Here is a 16871-nt window from a genome sequence, read left to right as displayed (position 1 = left end):
CCGGTGAGGACTCGCTTCTGACCTTGTTCCAGCGGCCGGGTGCGGGTGGCCGCACTACGCCTTCGCGGCGATGGCCTCCGCCAGTGCCAGGATCCGCTGCGCGTTGTCCACGTGCAGGTTTTCGATCAAGCGCCCGTCGACGGTCGCCACACCGCGACCCGCGGCCTTCGCCTCGGCGAACGCGGTGATGATCTTCCGCGCCCTGGCGACCTCCTCCTCCGACGGCGCGAACACCCGGTTGCACGGCTCGATCTGGCCCGGGTGGATCAGCGTCTTGCCGTCGAAGCCGAACTGGCGTCCCTGCCGGCACTCCGCTTCGAAGCCGTCCAGGTCCGGCACGTCGTTGTAGACACCGTCCAGGATGACCTTGCCCGCGGCCCGCGCGGCCAGCAGGCACAGCGACAACCCGCCCAGCAGCGGCGCCCGGCCGGGGACGAATTCCGCGTGCAGCTCCTTGGCCAGGTCGTTCGTGCCCATCACCAGCACGGTCAGCCGTTCGCTGGCGGACGCGATCTCCTCCGCGTGCAGCATCGCAACGGGGGTCTCGACCATCGCCCAGATCTTGGTGTGGTCGGGCGCTCCGGACAGTTCCAGGGCGCGCTCGATGTTGTGCACCTCCGCCGCGGAGTTGATCTTCGGTACGACCACCGCCGCCGGACCGGCTTGCGCCGCGGCCCGCAGGTCCGCGTCGTGCCACTCGGTGTCCAGGCCGTTCACCCGGATGGTCACCTCGCGGCTGCCGTAGGAACCGGACGCGGCCGCCGCGCACACGCGTTCCCGCGCCGCGTCCTTCGCGTCGGGGGCGACCGCGTCCTCCAGGTCCAGGATCAGCGCGTCCGCCGGCAGCGTTTTCGCCTTCTCCAGCGCCCGCTCGTTCGCGCCCGGCATGTACAACACGGACCGGCGCGGCTTCACGTCACTCATGCCAGTGCTTCCTTCGTCGCCTCGTCGTACGCCCGCTTCAGCTCAGGGTCGCGCTCGGCCAGCTTGTCGGCCAGTTCGGCGACCACCCGGCACTGCTTGACCGAGGCGTCGTCCTGCATCTTCCCGTCGATCATGACCGCGCCGGTGCCGTCGCCCATCGCGGCGATCACCTTCCGCGCCCACGCCACGTCGCCTGGCTCCGGTGAGAACACCCGCTTCGCGATGTCGATCTGCGCGGGGTGCAGCGACCAGGCGCCGACACAGCCGAGCAGGAACGCGTTGCGGAACTGGTCCTCGCACGCGACCACGTCGCGGATGTCGCCGAACGGCCCGTAGTAGGGGAGGATCCCGTGCATGGCGCACGCGTCGACCATCCGCGCCACCGTGTAGTGCCACAAGTCCTGCTGGTAGGTGGCGCGCCCCGCGTGCAGGTCCGCGCCGACGGGGTCGGTACGCACGAGGTAGCCGGGGTGGCCGCCGCCGACGCGGGTGGTCTTCATCCGCCGGCTCGCCGCGAGGTCCGCCGGGCCGAGCGAGATGCCCTGCATGCGCGGGCTCGCCCCGGCGATCTCCTCGACGTTCGCCACCCCGCTCGCGGTCTCCAGGATCGCGTGCACCAGCAGCGGTTTCCCGAGTCCCGCACGGGCCTCCAGCTGCGCCAGGAGCCGGTCGACGTAGTGGATGTCCTGCGCGCCCTCGACCTTCGGCACCATGATCACGTCGAGCTTGTCGCCGATCTCGCCGACCAGGGTGATCAGGTCGTCCAGCACCCACGGCGAATCCAGGCTGTTGATGCGGGTCCACAGCTGCGTCGACCCGAAGTCGTGCGCCTTCGCGATTTCCACCAGGCCGCGGCGCGCGGCCTCCTTGCGGTCGGCGCGCACCGCGTCCTCGAGGTTGCCGAGCAGCACGTCGACCTTCGTCGCGAGCCCGGGGACCTTCGCGGCCATCTTCTCGTTGCCCGGGTCGAAGAAGTGGATCATCCGCGACGGCAGCGCGGGGATCTCGCGGACGGGATCCGGCGCCCCCACGGCGAGGGGCGCGAAGAAGTCCTTCGGCGAGCGCATCGGTCCTCCCTTGGCACGGGCGATGTAACCCGTCAGTAACCCTAACCACGAACCCGGGGGAACCGCTGCGGTGAAACTCACCTCGGAGTGAGGTGCTGACGCGTGACTGGGTGGTGCCGGGATACACCGAACTCCACCGGCTGGGTGCCGGCGGCTTCGGCGAGGTCGTGCTGGCGCGGCACGAGGCGTCGGGCGTGTTCGCCGCGATCAAGTACCTGTTCGGGCAGCACCTCGGCGACCCGGAGCGGCTGGCGGCCTTCCGGCGCGAGGCCGAGATGCTGAGCCGGGTGCGCAGTCCGCACATCGCCCGGCTCCACGAGTTCTACGAGGGCCCGCACGGCGCGGCCATTGTGATGGAGGCCATCTCCGGCGTTTCGCTGCACGAGGTGCTCGCCCGCGACGGCGTGCTGTCACCCGAATCGGCGCTGGCGGTGCTGAAGGGCTCACTGCTCGGGCTCGCCGACGCGCACCGGGCCGGCGTCGTGCACCGCGACTACAAGCCGACGAACGTGCTGGTCGGGCCGGGCCGGGAGAGCAAGCTGGTGGACTTCGGTGTCGCCACGCTCGCCGGGCGGGCCGGTCTGCCGGTGGGCACGCCGTCCTACATGGCGCCCGAGCAGTGGCGGGGCGCGCCGGCGAGCCCGGCCACCGACGTCTACGCGGCGACGTGCGTGTTCTTCCAGACCGTCACCGGCAGGCAGCCCTACGCCGGCACGACCACCGCTGAACTGCAGGACCTGCACGAGCACGCGCCGGTGCCGGCGAACGCCGCGCCGGCCCCGGTCCGCGGCCTGATCACCCGCGGTATGGCGAAGGACGCCGACCGGCGGCCGGTGACGGCGGCCGAGTTCGTCGCCGAGCTGGAGAATGCGGCCATCGCCGGGTACGGGCCGGACTGGGAACAACGCGGGCTGGGCCGGCTGGCGCAGCGGGCCGGCGCGCTGCTCGCGTTGTCACCGCTCGCGCTGCTCGGCGCCGGGACCGCGGCCGCGCCGGGTGCGGCGAGCGGGCTGGCGGCGGTCGGCACCGGGATGGGCCTCGGCGCGAAGATCGGGGTCGCGCTCGCCGCCGTCGCGGTCGGTGCCGGTGCCGTGGCCGGCACGATCGCGGTGCTCGGCCACACCGACACGCCGCCACCGGTCGCCGCGGCGCCCGCAGTGCCTCCAGTGCCCGCGGCCGGGCAGCAGGGCGCGATGCAGGTGAGCCTGGAGACCCGCCGGGAAGCGGCCACCGGCCCGGCCTTCCACGTGGACGCGCAGTACGTGCACGTCAGCGGCATGCGCGATCAGGCACTGCAGGACCGGATCAACGCGCAACTGGTGAAACCGCTCGACGACTTCACCGGCTACGTCCACGCCGGCCTGGCCGACCCCGCCGAGGATCCCGCCATCACCGCCAAGGCGGAGTTCCACCGCCGGACCGACCGGGTGCTGTCGGTGCGTTACGACCTGATGGTCGCGTCGAGCCAGTTCGGCAACCACGGCGGGTACACCACGCTGTGGCTCGACGTCGACCTGCGGACCGGCAAGTTGATCACCCCCGCCGACGTGTTCGCCGGCATCGCCGGCAGCCAGACCGCGATGAGCGAGCTGGAGTCGCGGATCCTGCGGATGACGCCGGGCGGGTACTGCGACGGCAGCCCGCCCCTCGGCGAGCGCGTGCCGCTGGCTCCCCGCGACCTGCGTCCGTGGGGTGTCCTCGACACCCCGGCGCTCCAGGTGGGGTTCCGGGAGGACGCCGTCGTGTTCGGCATCAGCACCGACGCGCGCGGCTACCCGATGGCGTGCGGGTACCACGAGGTCGCCGTCGCCTACTCCGACGTGGCCGACCTGATGACCCCGCTGGGCCGGGAACTCCTGTCGTGACCCGCACGTTGTCCATAGTGGAACGTGAAACTGATTGCGCCGTTTGGCGGTACGGAATACCGTGACGCGATGTCGCTCAGCGACTCGTCACCCATTCGGAAGCAGGGTCGGGCTGAAGTCCGCTTACCGCTCATCGACCGGTCACCGACCGCTGAGCGCCGCCGATCGCAGGCGCTCTCGTTGACCGCAGATCAACCGCGCCGCCCCTGGTACCTCTGTCCTGTGCCTCTTTCCCGGAGGCACCGGCAGGGGAATCAGCGGTAAGAGGAGGCGGATCGTGGCGGTTACACCAGGGCACACCGGAAACTCGGTGGTGGCCGGGGGGCGTTCGTTCCCCACCCGTGTGGTTCCGCCCGTCGAACTCCCGGCCAGTGTCAGCGTGCTGGCCCGCGACGCCGCCGCCCAGCTGGGCTGGCACGGCGTCGTCCTGCCCGAGGTGACGATGCTCGGCCGCCGCGTGTGCGTCGTCGCCCGGCTGCGCACGGACACCCACGCCGAGCGGATCGCGATGGGTGTCGGCCCGGTGACCGACCGCGCGACGGTCGCCACCTGGACCTGGCCCGAGTTCGCCCCGACCGCCCCGGCCCCGGCCGCGGAGATCGTCGGTGTCCTCGCCGTGACCCGGCACTGGCGCACCGGGATGGCCGCCGCCGTGCCGTTCAGCCGCTACGGCGAGGCGGCCATGGTGCTGCCCTCCTCGGCCGTGCTCAGCCGCGACTACCTCGACAACTGCCTGCCGCGCGCCCGTTCCTACGGGGTGGCCGTGGTCTCCGCCGACGAGGACGCGCGGGTGGACCTCGACCTCGACGTGCGCCGCGAGCGCATCCTCCTGCCCGAGGACGGCGTGTCCCGCTGGGTCAACGAAATGGTCTACGAGCAGCTGCTGGCTTCCTACGACCTGCCGGTGGCCTGACCGCCGCCTAGAGTCGGTTCCATGCGCGTCGTCATCGCCGGGGGACACGGCAAGATCGCCCGTCACTTCGAGCGGCTGCTGGCCAGTTCGGGCGACCAGGCGGTCGGCATCATCCGCAACGTCGAGCAGGCGCCCGCGCTGCGGGACCTCAGCGCCGAACCGGTCGTGCTCGACCTGGAGTCCGCGGCCGTCGACGAGGTCACCGAGGTGCTGACCGGGGCCGACGCGGCGGTGTTCGCCGCGGGTGCCGGTGCGGGCAGCGGGGCTGCCCGCAAGGAGACCGTCGACCTCGGCGCCGCGAGGTTGTTCGCCGAAGCCGCCGAGCGCGCCGGTGTCCGCCGTCACATCCAGATCGGTTCGATGAACGTGGACCGGCCCGCCCGCCCCGGAACCGACGAGGTGTTCGCGGCGTACCTGCGGGCGAAGAAGGCGGCCGAGGACGACCTGCGCTCGCGTGATCTGGATTGGACCGTCCTGCGCCCGGGCCGGCTCACCGACGAACCCGCGATCGGCGAGGTCCACCTGGCGGACACGGTGGACTACGGCGAAATCCCGCGCGAGGACGTGGCCGCGGTGCTGGTGGCGCTCCTGGAGGAGGCGCGCAGCTTCCGCCGCACGCTGGAACTGGTGACCGGCAACACACCTGTCGACGAGGCGATCACTCGCTTGTAGACCGGGAAAAGCCGATCCGCTCGTAGTGGTGCGTTACCGTGCTGTGCGGGAGGTGGTTGGCGATGTCCGGGGGTTACACGGTGGACACCGACGCCGTGCGCGGCGTCGTGAGCAAGTTCGACGATCCCGCGAACAGGCTCGAGGATGTCGGCAGGGCGCTCGAGGCCGCGCTGCAGAGCGCCGGCGAGTGCTGGGGTGACGACGAGGCGGGAAAGGCGTTCGCCAACGACTACTCGCCGTGTGTGCCCGACACCACCAAGTTCTTCGCCGAGCTCGCCAAGGGGATCCGCAGCTTGAAGAAGAGCGTCGAAACCGCGATGGATGACTACGACAAGCACGAGGTGAAAACGCTCAAGTCCATGCCGGGCACGGAGCTGACCTAGTGGCGATCGAGATCCCGGACTGGCTCAAGCCGCTGGCCTCGATCGTGGCCGGTCAGGAGTGGCCGGAGGGCAACGAGGACCTGTTGCGCGTGCTGCGTGACGGCTGGGCCGCGGCGGCCCAGGGGGCCGCCGACGTGCAGCGCGCCTTCGTGACGTTGATGGAGCAGACGCCCAACCCGCCGGACGGGAAGGTCATGTGGACGGGCGACGGCGCCAAGGCCTTCATGGACGACGCGAAGAAGTTCGTCGAGGGCGACAAGGCCCACTTCCCGTCCCTGCAGAAGGTGTGCCAGGCGCTCAGCGACGCCTGTGGCGACGCGGCGAACGAGGTCGAGTACGGCAAGCTGATGATCATCGCGACGCTGATCATCACGGCTGCGTTCATCGCGTACGCCCTCGCGATGGCCGCGATCACCTTCGGCGGGTCGTCAGCCGCCATCCCCGTCGCGCAGGCCGGTGCGCGCGCCGCGATCCAGCAGATCTTCCGGATGCTGGTCCAGAAGCTGATGACGATGGGCGTCAAGGGCGTCGCGATGGCGGTGCTCAAGCAGATCGCCGTCAACATGGGCATCTCACTGGCCCTGGATGCCGGCATCCAGGGCTACCAGATGGCCGAGGGCAACCGCAAGGACTGGGACGAAGGCAAGACGAAGGACGCGGCGGTCGGTGGTGCGGTCGACGGGGTGGTCAGCGCGGCGAGCCTCGGCATCGCGAAGGGCGCCACCCGGGGCGTGTCGAGCACCGCGGGGCAGCTGCTCGACGCGTCCGTCCGCGGTGGTGTCCGCGGCGCCCTCGAAGGTGTGGCGAGCACGGTCGGGCAGGCTGCCGTCACCGGTGATCTCGACAAGTTGTCTGCGAAGGACATCGCCTACGGTGCCTCCGGCGGTGTGTTCGGCGGTGCGTCGGACCTGGAGACCGGCGGTGTGCAGGGCCATGTTCGTTCGCGGGTCGCCGACATGCGCACGCTGGGCGAAGACATACCGGACGGCGGTCCGCGCGTGGATGGCTCCGGCGGCGGTGCGCCCCCGGCGCTCGGGCCCGCCAGTCCCCGAGGTGGCGATCAGGGCGGCTCCGGTGGTCCGGGCACCGGTTCTCCCGGCGCTGCTGGCAACTCCGGCGGCGGTGGACCGGCCCAGCCGCCGCGCCAGCCCGCACCCGACGACTACGTGTCCCGGCAGTCCGCGTCGACGATCGACGACCTCGCCGCGCGCACCGCGTACGCTCCGTCCGAGCCGGGCTGGGTACAGGGCTCGCCCGCGCCGGCCGCGCCGCAGTCCTTCGGGCCGGCCGGCAGCGGTGGGCCGGTGAACCCGCCAGCTCAGCCCGCCGGTTCCGCCGGCGCCCCGGCGTCCCCGGCACAGCCCAGGGCACCTTTCGGCGGCGCCGAGCGGATGGGCGGGACCGCCTCCGGTGGCGCTGCGAACTCAGCCTCCCCCACACCCGGCCGTGCCCCGTCCGTGCCGGAGGGCGGTGCGCCTGTCCGCACCCCCGACGGCCACGGCCGTACACCGTCCACATCGGAGGGACCGCCGGGCCGGGCCACCGGCGCGCCAGCGGATGCCGGTACGCCGCGGAGTCACAGCGGCGCTCCGGATCCGGCGCGCGCACCGGGGCCGAACACCCCGCCGACGCATCACCCCGGCGCCTCGGCCGGAAGCACCCACACCGCGCCGCGCACGGACAGGGGGCCGGTGCCGCCGCACGGGACCGCAGCACCACGGACGGGCAGCCCACCGGAAACCCGGGCCGACGGTCCGTCACCCCATCACGGCGCCCCGCCACCGCGCGCCGGCCATCGGCCCGCTCAGCCGGCGTGGACGCACGGAACGCCGGCTCCACGGCCGGACCATCCCCCGGCCCAGGGCCGCCCGGACGGGCCGCCCAGCCGGCCGCCGGAGAACGCGGCCCCGCGGTGGGGGTCGTCCGCCCCGGCCCACACCCCGCCACCGCCGCACCCGGTGGCTCCGCCACCACCGGCTGCGCCGCACACCCCGGCCTCGCCGCACCACCCCACCTCGCTACCGCCGTCCTGGCTCCAGCCGCCACCGGCCACCCCGCCGCGCGCGCCGGAGCCGCCGCACCACGCGGTCGCGCCCCGGACCGCCCAGCCCGCGGACCTGCGCAGCCGGCCGGATCCGGCCAGCCACCGTCCGGCGGATCCGCCGGACGTTCCGCGGCACTACTTCCCGGACAACTCCGCGACCCCCGGTCCGGAGCCGGACACACCGGTTCCCGGCGAGCACGGCGAGGCGCGGGAACCGGACACCCCGCCCGACTACGACACCATGCCGCGGCTCGAGGACCTGTTCCCGGACGAGGGCGTCTCCTTGAACGAGGACGCCGCGCGCGACGCCTTCGGCGCGGTCTACGACCGGCAGTACGGCGATTACCGCATCGAGGTCACCGGTGTCACCGGAGGTGCCGCCCACCTCACCGTGCAGGGCGCCATCTTCGACGTGCACGGCAGGGAGGTGGGCGGGTTCCGCCGGACCTTCAGCCGCTACGGCGAGGACCGGTTCGTGGTCGAGCACTCCTCGCTGAACCTGCGGCGGGCCGTACAGGGGCAGGGGCTCGCCGCGATGTTCAACCGGGACATGGAGGGCTACTACCGGCGCAACAACGTGGAGTTCATCCACCTCAAGGCGAACAGCGACGTCGGCAGCTACACCTGGGCCCGCGCGGACTACGAGTTCTCCCACCACCGGGACGTCCAGCAGACGATCATGCCCCGCCTCCGTGCGGGCATCGCCGAGGCCAAGGCCGTGCTTGCGCAGATGCAGGCGGAGCACCAGCGGCTGACGGAGAGCCAGGACTTCGCCGGCCAGCGGCGAGCCGGTGAGCTGGAGCGGCGGATCCGGTGGCACCAGAGCGAGCTCCGGCAGGCCCAGGACATCCTGCGCACCCTCGGCGAAGCCGAGGACACGAACCACCCCGGCTACCCCCGCCCGCGCGAGATCGCGGACCTCTTTCGGCCGCCCCACCTCGACGGCGCGCAGAGCAGGAACGTCTTCTGGATGGGCAAGATCGTGTTGATGGAGCCCGGCGCCGGCATGAGGAATCCGGTCGAATGGCACGGCAGGAAGTACCTGGGATGACGCAGGAGAGCATGGAGATCGCCGGGTGGCCCGCTGACGAGGCCCGCCGCCGGGCGAGGAAGATGTCGGACTGGCACTACGAGTGGACGATGCGGCACGTGGACCGGGCCCCGTTCGGCCTGGAGCAGCGGCCGGAGGGAACCGACTACAACCTGCACCACCTCGAGGTCGACCCGCCTGCGGACGCGGAGGCCGAGTACTTGCAGCGCCAGCGGGAGATCATGCTGGCCGACCACCGCACCGGGCAGCGGCTCCGCGGGCAGCCGGGCATCGAGAGCCGTTTCCTCGGCGCGGTTTTCGCGGCTGCACTCGGCGATGCGATGGGCCACCGGGTCAGCGCGGTGGGCGCCGAAGCGCTGCGACACCACAGCGCGCGGTGGTTCACCGAGCCGGTGTTCCCCAACGGCGTCGCGATGGTCTCGGCGAACACGCAGCTCATGTTGTTCACCGCCGAGTCTCTGATCGGTCCGCATGCCGCCGACCGGGCCACTCCCGGCCCGCCGCTCACGACGAACCCGGCGATGCACGTGACCCTGGGATACCGGCGCTGGGCGGTCACCCAGGGATTCCCGCCCGACGACCTGTTCGGCCCCCTGCCGCACGAGTACCGCAACACCGGCTGGCTCGTGCGGCACCGGGACATGTTCGACCGGCGGTCCGCCGACGACACCCTCGCCACGATGCTGATCCGGCACGCGCGCGAGGAGCAGGACATCGCGCGCTGCCTCGGACCCGGGTGCGTCGCACGTAGCGTGCCCCTCGCGTTGTGGTCGGACGATCCTGCGCTCGGCTTCAAGGTCGGCGTCGACAGCGCTCGCCTCACCCATCCCCGGCCGGACGATCACCTGGCCACAGGGGCATTCGTCGTTCTGCTGCAACAGCTCCTGCGGGGACAGCCGTTGCCGGCGGCCATCGCCGCGGCCCGGCGGGTGAACCAGCCCGAAGCCGCGCCGGTGATCCAGGCCATCGACGCCGCGATCGAACTCGCCCGCACCGTCGAGGCACCGGCGTCACCGGAGCAGCTGACCGAAACCTTCGGCGGGATCACCACCGGCGCGCAGGCGCTCGGCGCCGCGGTGTACGCGGTCGTCGTCACCGACTACGTGCGGGAAACCTTGTCCGTCGCGACGAATCACGATGGGGACACCGCCGCGACCGGCATGCTGGCCGGCGCGCTCGCCGGTGCCCGGTGGGGTATCGAGACCGTGCCGCGCGGCCTGCTCGCGGCGCTCGACCTGTACGAGGTCATCGAGGTACTGACGCGGGATCTGCTCGTGGAGTTCGGACCGCGAGCGCCGCAGGATCCACTGTGGATCCGTCGCTACTGGCACGACTGAAGCGGTCCCAGCACACGGTCCACATAGGAGTTGCGGAACACGCCAGCCGGGTCGCAGCGGTGCGCCACCTTCACGAAGTCGTCGAAGTGCGGGTGGCGCTCACGCAACACGGCAGCGTCCAGCGTGTGCATCTTGCCCCAGTGCGGACGGCCCCCGACCGCCGCGACGATCGACTCGAAGCCGGCGAAGTACTCGCGATAGGGCATCCCGGTGAACTGGTGGATCGCGATGTAGGCGGAGTCCCTGCCGCAGGCGGTGGACAGCCAGATGTCGTCCGCCGCGGCGACCCGCACCTCGACCGGGAACGCCACCGGGGTCTCCAGCCGCGGCACCAGAGCCCGCAACTCGCGCAGCACCTCGTGCACGGACTCCCGCGGCACCGCGTACTCCGACTCCACGAACCGCACACCGCGCTGCGTCACGAACACGCGGTGCGAGGTGTCGGAGTACTCGCGCGCGGACAGCACCGACGACGCGAACCGGCCGAGCGGCCGCACCAGTCGCGGCATCGCGCGCCCGATCCGGCACAACGCGCCGAACGCGAGGTTCTCCATGATGTCGTAGTCGAAGAACTGCCGGGCCCGGCTCAACGGCCGCTTCACTTCGCCCGCCGGCAGCCGGTTGTTGCGCTTGACCAGCGCGTTCTTCCCGTACGGGAACCAGTAGAACTCGAAGTGGTCGTTCTCCGCGGCGAAGGTGTCGAAGCCTTCGAGCACCTGTTCCAGCGGTTCCGGGCGTTCCTGCGCGGCGAGCGCGAAGGCCGGTTCGCACTGGAGGGTCACGTGCGTGATCACTCCGAGGGCGCCCAGCCCGACCCGGGCGGCGGCGAACAGGTCGGGTTCGCGGTCGGCCGAACAGGTGACCACCGATCCGTCGGCCAGCACGAGTTCCAGCTGGACGATCTGCGTGGCCAGCCCGCCCAGGCGCGCGCCGGTGCCGTGGGTCCCGGTCGACACCGCTCCCGCGATGGTCTGCGCGTCGATGTCGCCGAGGTTGCTCAGCGCCAGCCCGAGCCCGTCCAGCTCGGCGTTGAGCCGGCGGATCGTGGTGCCGGACCGCACGGTGACGTGATGGGTGCCGGCGTCGGCGGCGGCGATGCCGGTCCACCCGCGGAGGTCGATGGCGTCCGAGTCGGCGACCGCGATCGGCGTGAACGAGTGTCCGCTGCCCCAGGCGCGGACGCGACGGCCGTGGGCGGCCACGCCGGTGACGACCTCGGCGATCTCGGCGGCGCTGCGCGGAGTGTGGACGCGCTGCGGGTCCGCGCTCGCGGTACCCGCCCAGTTCTGCCAGCGGTTCATGAAGTGCTCACCCGTCCGTGTGGAGTGCCGACACCGTAGGTGAAGAGGTTTCGCGTTTCAAGGGGTTCTGACGTACGGTCCTGGCATGAAGGCGACCGCGACCACGTACGACACGGCGACGAAGGACCTCGATCCGCCGCTCGCCGTCGTCGACCTGGCCGCATTCGACGCCAACGCCGCCGACCTGGTCCGGCGCGCCGCGGGTGTGCCGGTCCGTCTGGTCAGCAAGTCCGTGCGCTGCCGCTTCCTGATCGAACGCGCCCTCGCCACGCCCGGGTTCGCCGGCCTCATGTGCTACTCGCTGGCGGAGGCTCTCTGGCACGCCCGCCTGGGCACGAGCGACGACATCCTGGTCGCGTACCCGACGGCCGACTTCGCCGCGCTGCGTGCCCTCGCGGCCGACGACCGGGCCCGCGCGACGATCACGATCATGGTCGACTCGACCGCGCACCTGGACCTCGTGGCCTCGGCAACCGGTCACGACCACCCGGAGATCCGGGTGTGCCTGGAGCTCGACGCATCCTGGCGGCCGCTGCCGTTCCTGCACGTCGGAACGCGGCGCTCCCCGGTGCGCAGCCCGCGGCAGGCCGCGGCCCTGGCTCGGGAGATCACCGCGCGGCCGGGGTTCCGGCTCACCGGGCTGATGGCCTACGAGGGTCAGATCGCCGGGCTCGGCGATGCCACCGGTGGCCACGTCGCCGACGTCCTGGTGCGCTGGATGCAGCGCCGGTCGTCGGCCGAGCTGTCCGGCCGCCGCGCGGCGGCGGTGGCGGCGGTGCGGGAGGTCGCCGACCTGGAGTTCGTGAACGGTGGTGGCAGCGGCAGCATCGAGCTGACCCGTGCCGAACAGGTGGTCACGGAGGTCGCGGCCGGCTCGGCGCTCATCGGTTCCACGCTCTTCGACGGGTACTCGCGGTTCCGTCCACAGCCCGCGCTTCTGTTCGCGCTCCCGGTTGTCCACAAGCCCACGCGCGGCATCGCCACGCTCTACTCGGGCGGCTTCGTGGCGTCCGGACCCGTCTCCGCGACCCGCCTGCCGTCGCCCTGCCTGCCGGCGGGTCTGCGGCTGCTGCCCTTCGAGGGCGCCGGGGAGGTGCAGACGCCGGTGACCGGCAAAACCGCCCGCGAACTGCGGATCGGCGACCGGGTGTGGATGCGCCACGCCAAGGCCGGTGAGCTCGCCGAGCGATTCAGCGAGTACCACGTCCTGGTGGACGGGCGGGTGGCGCGCGTCGTCCCGACCTACCGCGGCGAGAACCAGAGCTTCGGCTGACTTGTCCACATGTCCACACCCCTGTGGACAATCCAGGTGGGCGTCTGCGGAACTGATGCGTGGCGGCCGGATCATTCCCCCAGGCGCGAAGCCAGGTAACCCTTGATGAGGTGCTTCGTCTCGCCGACGATCTCCGGGTCACCGTCGGGGTCGCGGTGGAAGGCCAGCTTGAGCAGCCCGTCCGCGGCCTCGATCGCGACCGTCATCGCCAGCGACAGGCGCGGTGCGTTGAGGTCGATGTACTTGGCGATGAGATCGGCCAGCGAGTCCGCGATGACCCGGTTGTTGTCCCGGCTGTCGTCGAGCAGCTGGCGGTCCACCACGTCGCCGAAGTGCACCTTGGCGAACCCCGGCACGGTCCGGTGCATCTCCAGGTAGATGTCCAGCACGGAGTCGACCACGTCCCACCAGTGCCGCGGGTCCTCGCGGGTCAGCCGCTCGCTCACCGCGTGCACGAACCGGTCCAGGTTGCGCTGTGTCAGCGCCCGCACGACCGCCCGCTTGTCCGGGAAGAACTGGTAGAGCGAGCCGACCGCGACACCGGCGCGCTTGGCGATCAACGTGGTGGTCAACGCGTCGTAACCGACCTCGTCGATCAGCACGGCGCTGGCGTCGAGCATCTGCTCGACCCGCTTCGCGCTGCGCTGCTGGACCGGCTGCCGGCGAAGCGGCGTGGCCGCCTGGGTCTCCGACACGTTGTGCTCCTTCTGATGCTCTGAACTGGGACTTTAGCGCTGACGACTACTTCCCCGGCGGGAGGGGACGGGCTAGTATTTGAGGAATTTTCACGTTGCGCCCGGGGAAGGGACGCCGCCCGTGGAGAACCTCGCGTGCGACCACTACCACCGCCGGCCGGAGGACGTCGCGCGGCCGGCGGGCATCGCGCCGGTGGCGGCCGGCTACCACTGGGACACCCCGCAGCCCATTGAGGACGCCGCTGGGTGGCGGTCCCGGGCCACCGCGCACCGGTTCGCCGAGTACACCCCGGTCCTCGGCGAGCGATTCGCTGATCGCGTGCGGATGTGGATCCCCCTCAACGAGCCGATGGTGACGACGATCTTCGGGTACGCGATCGGTGAGTACGCGCGGGGCCGGAACCTCCTGCTCGACGCCGCTCCCGACGCGCACCGCCAACACCTCGGTCACCGCCTCGCGGTCCAGGCGTTGCGGGCCGCGGGCGCGACGAGCGTCGGCACCGCCGATCGCCACTGTCCAGTGTGGCCCGCTTCAGGCACCGCAGCCGATCACGAGGCCGTCCGATGGCTCGATGCGTTGCTCAACCACACGTTTTCCGATCCGCTGCTACTCGGGAGTTATCCCGCGGAAATCGTGTCGCTCCTTCCCCCCGGTCATGTCGACGACTTGCCCACCATAGCGCAACCGCCCGATTTCTACGGCGTAAACCATCGCAATCCGCTACCGTTCGAGCTCCGCGAGATCGCGGGTTTCCCGCGGGCCACCAACGGCTCGCCGAGCATGTCCGGTACGCTGCGTGCGCTGCTGGTCGGGCTGCCTGACCGGCACGGTGCGAAGCTGCCACCGGCCCACCTGACCGGGAACGGCGCGAGCCTCGACGGGATCCAGGACGGCGAGCGCATCGACTTCCTGGACGCGCACCCGCGGTCCGTCGGCGCGGTCAGAACGGCGGAAGTCGAAGTCCGCGGGTATTTTGTTTGGTCGTTGCTGGACAATTTCGAATGGTCCACGGGATACGCGCCGCGATTCGGTCTTGTGCACGTGGACCACGAAACGCGGCACCGCACCCCGCAGGGGTCCTTCGGCTGGTACCGGAAGCTGGTGCGCGCATGACCGGAACGCATGTCCCCGACGCCCTCGCCGAGCCGGTCGTACCCGTCCGGGCGGGCTGGGTCGGCCTGCTCTTCGGCGCGAACACCGGCCTCTGGCTCGGCATCTACGCCCCGATCCAGGTGCTGCTGCCCGAGCAGGCCGAGCTCCTGGACGGCGCGCACAAGGAACTGGCGTTCGGCATCGTCACCGGCGTCGGCGCGCTGGTCGCGCTGCTCACCAACCCGCTGGTCGGGCTGGCTTCGGACCGCACACGCTCCCGGTTCGGCCGTCGGCACCCGTGGACGCTCGCCGGAGCGCTGTGCGGCGCGCTCGGACTGGTCGTGCTGGCGCTGGCCGGTCACGTGGCCGTCATGGTCGCCGGCTGGTGCCTGGTCCAGGCCGGGCTCGGCGGCATGCTCGCCACGCTCACCTCGGCGGTGCCCGATCGGGTGCCGGTCGGGCAGCGCGCGCGGATCGGCGGGCTGGTGGGCATCAGCCAGATGCTGGGCACGGTGCTCGGCGCCGTGCTGGTGACGGTCGTGGTCACCAGCCTGCCGGGTGGCTACCTGGCGTGCGCGGCGGTGGTGGTCGTCGGCGCCGTCGCGTTCGTCCTGCGCACGGCGGACAGCACGGCCGTCGCATCCAATCGGCCGGTGCGTGGCCGGCGGGCGGTGGTGGCCGGGCTGTGGGTGTCGCCGCGGCGGCACCCGGACTTCGCGTGGGCCTGGGGCTGCCACTTCCTGATCAACCTCGGCAACGCGCTCGGCACGTTCTTCCTGCTGTTCTTCCTCGCCGACGCGGTGCACTACGCCGACCCGGACACCGGGTTGCTGATCATGATGGGTCTCTACGGCGTCGCGCTGGTGATCGGCGGGCTGGTGGTGGGGTTCCTGTCCGACCGCACCGGTCGCCGCAAGCCGTTCGTGCTGGCCGCGGCCGTGGTCATGGCCGCGGCGGCGATCGTGCTGGTGCTCTGGCAGACCTGGCCGGCGGCGCTGGCCGCGTCCCCGCTGCTCGGCATCGGGTTCGGCGCCTACTGGGCGGTCGCGCTGGCGATCCTCACCGAGGTGCTGCCCGCCGCGCAGGACCGCGCGAAGGACCTGGGCGTGGTCAACGTCGCGAACGCGCTGCCGCAGGTGATCGCGCCGCTCGCCGCGACCGGCATCCTCGCGGGGATGGGCGGTTACCCCGGCCTGTTCGCCGCGTCCGCGGTCGCGACCCTCGCGGCCGGCGCGTTCATCCTGGGCGTGCGGTCCGTGCGGTGAACAAGGACCGCGGTGAACAGGACTGAGGGCCTCCCCGGTGTGGAGAGGCCCTCAGCTCTGTGGGCCCGCGGGCCGGTGCCGGTCGGGGGAGGGGAGTGCAACGGCACCGGCCCGCGGAGTCTGGGGGTGGTCAGGGTGCGCGACCCGGACCATGATCGACAACATAGCGGCCACCACGGTGTTCCACCAGGGGTTGCGACCGGGTTTTTCGGATTAATCGCCGAGCGGTCAGTGGTTCGCGACCTGCGGCATCAGCGCGTGGCGACCCGTCGGCTCGCCCTGGGTTGTGCCGCGCGTCTGGGACGGAACGCCCGACTTGCGGCGCCACGGCCGGTGCAGGTCCTGCTGCGGGGCCAGACCGCCGGCGACGAGGTGCTCGTGCGCGACCTGCCACACCGAGCACGGCGCCTTGCACCGGTGCCAGCGGGTGGAGCAGGTGGGGCAGTCGCCCCGCTCGTCGGGCTCGTGGGCGGTCAGCATCGCGCGCCAGCCCTCGGTCAGCCGCGGCAGTTCCGACCGGGCCACCGAGACCAGGGACTGCGCGTCCGCCCTGGTGGCGAGATCGGCGAGCATGTCGAGGCGCTCCCAGACCGCGTTGCGGAGGACCTGCCCAAGGATCTGATCCACGGAACTCTCACCCTCACCTTTCCGCCAATTTGGCGGCTTCGTTCAACGCCGCCTGGAGCTGGCCGAGCTGGCCCGCGGTGAGGCGGGCCGTTTCACCGGGCGGTCCGACGAGGACCACCTGGCCGTCCTGGACGAGCACGGTGACGCAACGGTCACGGTTGATCAGGTCGCCGCACTGCACCCGCCACACCAGCTGGCCACCCTCGTAACGGCGCAGCTGGGCGGCACGCGGGTCCGCGGCGGGCATCGCCGGCCGCGGCGCGGCGCCGGCCGGGGCGAAGGACCGCCGGTGGATCTGGGCGCGTGGGGCCGAGATCGAGTTCATGAACTCCACCGCGTGTCTCCGCTCTCTCGGTCGGGC

14 protein-coding genes and 1 pseudogene are annotated in these 16871 nt (G+C 71.8%); 9 read left to right on the top strand and 6 right to left on the bottom strand.

From position 1 onward, the window contains the following. Window positions 1-54: 54 nt before the first annotated feature. On the bottom strand, window positions 55-924 hold the full coding sequence (locus FHX45_RS15570) for an HpcH/HpaI aldolase/citrate lyase family protein (protein WP_167101856.1): 870 nt from the start codon (window positions 922-924) through the stop codon (window positions 55-57). Beyond that, window positions 921-1991 carry an HpcH/HpaI aldolase/citrate lyase family protein gene (locus FHX45_RS15565; protein ID WP_167101853.1) on the bottom strand — a complete coding sequence of 357 codons (1071 nt, stop codon included), beginning with the start codon at window positions 1989-1991 and terminating at the stop codon, window positions 921-923. The genes FHX45_RS15570 and FHX45_RS15565 overlap by 4 nt, the downstream gene beginning before the upstream one ends. Before the next feature lie 92 nt (window positions 1992-2083). On the opposite strand from FHX45_RS15565, the gene FHX45_RS15560 reads away from it, so the two are divergent. The 6 genes from FHX45_RS15560 (at window position 2084) to FHX45_RS15535 (ending at window position 10256) form a co-directional block, all read left to right on the top strand. Next, complete coding sequence (locus tag FHX45_RS15560; RefSeq protein ID WP_208405942.1) at window positions 2084-3856, top strand: protein kinase domain-containing protein; 1773 nt, start codon at window positions 2084-2086, stop codon at window positions 3854-3856. Between the two features lie 277 nt (window positions 3857-4133). Further along, complete coding sequence (locus FHX45_RS15555) at window positions 4134-4769, top strand: hypothetical protein (protein WP_167101850.1); 636 nt, start codon at window positions 4134-4136, stop codon at window positions 4767-4769. Between the two features lie 21 nt (window positions 4770-4790). Then, window positions 4791-5441, top strand: a complete 651-nt coding sequence (locus FHX45_RS15550) for an NAD(P)H-binding protein (RefSeq protein ID WP_167101847.1) — start codon at window positions 4791-4793, stop codon at window positions 5439-5441. 62 nt (window positions 5442-5503) lie between these two features. Continuing rightward, complete coding sequence (locus tag FHX45_RS15545) at window positions 5504-5824, top strand: WXG100 family type VII secretion target (protein ID WP_167101844.1); 321 nt, start codon at window positions 5504-5506, stop codon at window positions 5822-5824. Continuing rightward, window positions 5824-8919: a WXG100-like domain-containing protein gene (locus tag FHX45_RS15540; protein ID WP_167101841.1), complete on the top strand. Its 3096-nt coding sequence runs from the start codon at window positions 5824-5826 to the stop codon at window positions 8917-8919. The genes FHX45_RS15545 and FHX45_RS15540 overlap by 1 nt, the downstream gene beginning before the upstream one ends. Then, the gene (locus FHX45_RS15535; RefSeq protein WP_167101838.1) at window positions 8916-10256 is read left to right on the top strand and encodes an ADP-ribosylglycohydrolase family protein; all 1341 of its coding nucleotides are present in this window, start codon (window positions 8916-8918) and stop codon (window positions 10254-10256) included. Before FHX45_RS15540 ends, FHX45_RS15535 begins: the two co-directional genes overlap by 4 nt. Here the strand turns inward: FHX45_RS15535 and FHX45_RS15530 are convergent. After that, window positions 10241-11557 carry a D-arabinono-1,4-lactone oxidase gene (locus tag FHX45_RS15530; RefSeq protein WP_167101835.1) on the bottom strand — a complete coding sequence of 439 codons (1317 nt, stop codon included), beginning with the start codon at window positions 11555-11557 and terminating at the stop codon, window positions 10241-10243. The two genes, FHX45_RS15535 and FHX45_RS15530, sit on opposite strands and share 16 nt — an antisense overlap. Before the next feature lie 85 nt (window positions 11558-11642). Here FHX45_RS15530 and FHX45_RS15525 point away from each other — a divergent pair, with 85 nt between their 5' ends. After that, a complete protein-coding gene (locus FHX45_RS15525; protein WP_167101832.1) occupies window positions 11643-12830 on the top strand; it encodes an alanine racemase in 1188 nt (395 codons plus the stop codon). Window positions 12831-12901: 71 nt separating this feature from the next. On the opposite strand, the gene FHX45_RS15520 is transcribed toward FHX45_RS15525, so the two are convergent. Further along, window positions 12902-13525 (bottom strand): TetR family transcriptional regulator, encoded by a 624-nt coding sequence (locus FHX45_RS15520; protein WP_167101829.1) that lies wholly within the window; start codon window positions 13523-13525, stop codon window positions 12902-12904. Window positions 13526-13628: 103 nt separating this feature from the next. On the opposite strand from FHX45_RS15520, the pseudogene FHX45_RS15515 reads away from it, so the two are divergent. Both FHX45_RS15515 and FHX45_RS15510 read left to right on the top strand, forming a co-directional pair. Then, window positions 13629-14639: pseudogene (locus FHX45_RS15515) on the top strand (family 1 glycosylhydrolase); the annotation flags it as partial. Further along, on the top strand, window positions 14636-15883 hold the full coding sequence (locus tag FHX45_RS15510; protein ID WP_167101823.1) for an MFS transporter: 1248 nt from the start codon (window positions 14636-14638) through the stop codon (window positions 15881-15883). The pseudogene FHX45_RS15515 and the gene FHX45_RS15510, both read left to right, overlap by 4 nt. A 228-nt stretch (window positions 15884-16111) precedes the next feature. On the opposite strand, the gene FHX45_RS15505 is transcribed toward FHX45_RS15510, so the two are convergent. Together FHX45_RS15505 and FHX45_RS15500 are read right to left on the bottom strand one after the other, a co-directional pair. After that, the gene (locus FHX45_RS15505) at window positions 16112-16510 is read right to left on the bottom strand and encodes a hypothetical protein (RefSeq protein ID WP_167101820.1); all 399 of its coding nucleotides are present in this window, start codon (window positions 16508-16510) and stop codon (window positions 16112-16114) included. A gap of 13 nt (window positions 16511-16523) precedes the next feature. Further along, the gene (locus FHX45_RS15500; RefSeq protein WP_167101817.1) at window positions 16524-16844 is read right to left on the bottom strand and encodes a hypothetical protein; all 321 of its coding nucleotides are present in this window, start codon (window positions 16842-16844) and stop codon (window positions 16524-16526) included. Window positions 16845-16871: the final 27 nt, after the last annotated feature.

Source organism: Amycolatopsis granulosa (assembly GCF_011758745.1).
Classification (GTDB): Bacteria; Actinomycetota; Actinomycetes; order Mycobacteriales; family Pseudonocardiaceae; genus Amycolatopsis_E; species Amycolatopsis_E granulosa.
This window is presented reverse-complemented; position numbering and strand designations above follow the sequence as displayed.

What these genes read in the sequence shown, in the direction of transcription:
- FHX45_RS15570 (WP_167101856.1), bottom strand. Translation starts at nt 924, where the DNA reads ATGAGTGACGTGAAGCCGCGCCGGTCCGTGTTGTACATGCCGGGCGCG.
- FHX45_RS15565 (WP_167101853.1), bottom strand. Translation starts at nt 1,991, where the DNA reads ATGCGCTCGCCGAAGGACTTCTTCGCGCCCCTCGCCGTGGGGGCGCCG.
- FHX45_RS15550 (WP_167101847.1), top strand. Translation starts at nt 4,791, where the DNA reads ATGCGCGTCGTCATCGCCGGGGGACACGGCAAGATCGCCCGTCACTTC.
- FHX45_RS15545 (WP_167101844.1), top strand. Translation starts at nt 5,504, where the DNA reads ATGTCCGGGGGTTACACGGTGGACACCGACGCCGTGCGCGGCGTCGTG.
- FHX45_RS15535 (WP_167101838.1), top strand. Translation starts at nt 8,916, where the DNA reads ATGACGCAGGAGAGCATGGAGATCGCCGGGTGGCCCGCTGACGAGGCC.
- FHX45_RS15530 (WP_167101835.1), bottom strand. Translation starts at nt 11,557, where the DNA reads ATGAACCGCTGGCAGAACTGGGCGGGTACCGCGAGCGCGGACCCGCAG.
- FHX45_RS15525 (WP_167101832.1), top strand. Translation starts at nt 11,643, where the DNA reads ATGAAGGCGACCGCGACCACGTACGACACGGCGACGAAGGACCTCGAT.
- FHX45_RS15510 (WP_167101823.1), top strand. Translation starts at nt 14,636, where the DNA reads ATGACCGGAACGCATGTCCCCGACGCCCTCGCCGAGCCGGTCGTACCC.